3 protein-coding genes are annotated in these 2,151 nt (G+C 32.7%); 1 reads left to right on the top strand and 2 read right to left on the bottom strand.

Features of this window, described 5'->3' with window-relative positions; all coding sequences use genetic code 11:
• Positions 1 to 229: BatA domain-containing protein (locus L6Q46_RS14040; protein ID WP_363315885.1), on the bottom strand; the 229-nt coding region annotated here is incomplete at its 3' end.
• Positions 230 to 902: 673 nt separating this feature from the next.
• Positions 903 to 1,091 (bottom strand): cold shock domain-containing protein, encoded by a 189-nt coding sequence (locus tag L6Q46_RS13705; RefSeq protein ID WP_291284779.1) that lies wholly within the window; start codon positions 1,089 to 1,091, stop codon positions 903 to 905.
• A gap of 378 nt (positions 1,092 to 1,469) precedes the next feature.
• Here L6Q46_RS13705 and L6Q46_RS13700 point away from each other — a divergent pair, with 378 nt between their 5' ends.
• Positions 1,470 to 2,021: a hypothetical protein gene (locus L6Q46_RS13700; RefSeq protein WP_291284778.1), complete on the top strand. Its 552-nt coding sequence runs from the start codon at positions 1,470 to 1,472 to the stop codon at positions 2,019 to 2,021.
• Positions 2,022 to 2,151 lie beyond the last annotated feature (130 nt).

Below are 2,151 nucleotides of genomic sequence, written 5' to 3'. Positions count from 1 at the left end.
AAGGTTGAGCAAAAGCAAACACTAAAAAAGAAATGGCTAAAATGCGAGCAGCTAGAACTAATAAGTGTTTTAACTTGGATTTGGCTTGTGTTTCTTGTTTTACTTCCTTTAAAAAACGGATATTACTAAAGTAAATGGTCTTGAATTTCCGGAAGTTAAAAAGATGAATGATGATGGGAATGGCAATTGCCGATAGCGCGAATAGGAATGCTGGATTGCTAAAGTTCATCAAAGCCCAAAGATAGCATTTTTTTTGAATGGTTGATGTAAATTTATCTGAGCGATGTCATGTTGAGCCTGTCGAAACATGTGCGATGGTTTAGTAGAGTGATTGTTGTACTAATTTTCTTCTTTCCCTTTTTTCTTGATGAAAAAGGGAGAAAAAATCAAGAAAACCTGAATCCTTCGCTCCTCTCATTTTTTTATAAAGATCTACGGATGACATATCCCTTCGGGCTACATCCTTTGATCTTTTAATAAAAAAATGTTCACCGCGACACGGCATCGCAGGTTTTCGGGCTAACGCGCTGCTTCGAAAAAATTGCTTGATTGATAAATAAGCTTATTAGTATACTCTGAGCCTTATCCTTTTTTTCGTAATAAATTCATTTGACTTCCTAAGCGCTGGATTTAGCAAGATCCTATACTGTTTGAATCCCGATTTTTTCAATCGGGATGAGTTTATAGGATCAGCAGAAAGGCAAATAGAATTTTAGAAAAAAGGGATTAAGCTCTTGATTTTTTCTCACTTTTTTATCAAGAAAAAAGTGAAGAATGTTCTTCTCGGTGGATTGTTTCTTTTTGATCAAGCAAAAAGAAAAAATCAAGTAAGTAGAAACTCCCTCAGTTTACTGCAAAAAAAAAGCAACCCGGAGGTTGCTTTTTTTAACATTCATTCGTGATTATGCTTTTTTTACATTCACAGCGTTCAAACCTCTACGGCCTTCTTCTGTTTCGTAAACTACAACGTCATTTTCTTGAATTTCTTCTTTTAAGCCTGTAACGTGAACGAAGATCTCTTGTCCGTTTTCTGCTTTAATAAAACCAAAGCCTTTTGCTTCGTTAAAGAATTTTACTGTTCCTTTATTCATTTTGTTTTGTTTTTGCGCTCACAACGTGTGAGCATGTTATTGATTAAATTATTTAAAATGGTGCTATTCACATAAAACCATTTCTCTTTAAAAGAAATTTAGAAATGTACCGAAATGTAAAAAGGTATTACAAATAGATTGAGATCCAATCTTCTAATGAAGTACACAAAGATACGCATAATAAACCAATAAACCACTATTTATTATTTCCCAATGTTTAAAGGCTTTTGAGAGGGATTGTTGGTTTATGGATTTTTTTTATAGATTTATATCTAGGTATTATCGAAGGTTTTCTCTCCGAAAAAGCGGAAAGCATGGAAATAAAAAACAGAAATAAAGGTTCGATCCCAACTGGGTTCGCTATAATGAAATAGCAATATGAAAATTATTATAAAAAGAAGTAATGACGTTTTTCTTTTTATGAGTGCAGGTGAAGTTTTGTACAAAGGAATACTTGCGCGAAACGGATTAAGAACTCTTAGGCAACTTTACAACAATGAAAATAAACTCATTTCTGAAATTCAATTTCGGATCGAGTTTCCTTTAAAACCAACAAACATAATTAACCTCGCTAGTTATCAAACATTTACATTGAAATATACTAACATATTCAAACCTAAGTATATCTGCAATGTAATCAATGATACATATGATATAATACCACACAAAGGATATTACACATCAATTTTTAAAAATGACATTCAAATTGGTTATTTTGAAGATAGTAAAATCTCCGTTTTCGGAAACGAGACAATAATCTTGTATCTAAATAAATTAGATATCAATAGTCAAAACCTAATATGCTCATTTGCACTTGCTCTTAAATGTAGTTTTGAAGATAATTATTCAACTGGATCACTCAATCTTGGAAACTGGGGATTTGAATTGAAAAAATTTGATAGTACTTGGCATCCTACTGATTTATTCTAAAGCTTTGCGATAATACCTCTTGGAAAAGACCTGGTCTGGACGGGACTGTAATAAATTTACATTTTCTTTTCTATCCATTTCTCTTACCGGTTTTCCGCTTTTTCGGAGAGAAAACCTTCGGTGTACCGAA

The sequence above is a fragment of the Flavobacterium sp. genome, from assembly GCF_023151265.1.
In the GTDB taxonomy this organism is placed as follows: Bacteria; Bacteroidota; Bacteroidia; order Flavobacteriales; family Flavobacteriaceae; genus Flavobacterium.
Note: the sequence above shows the minus strand (reverse complement) of the source record. Positions and strands in the feature narration are given on the sequence as shown.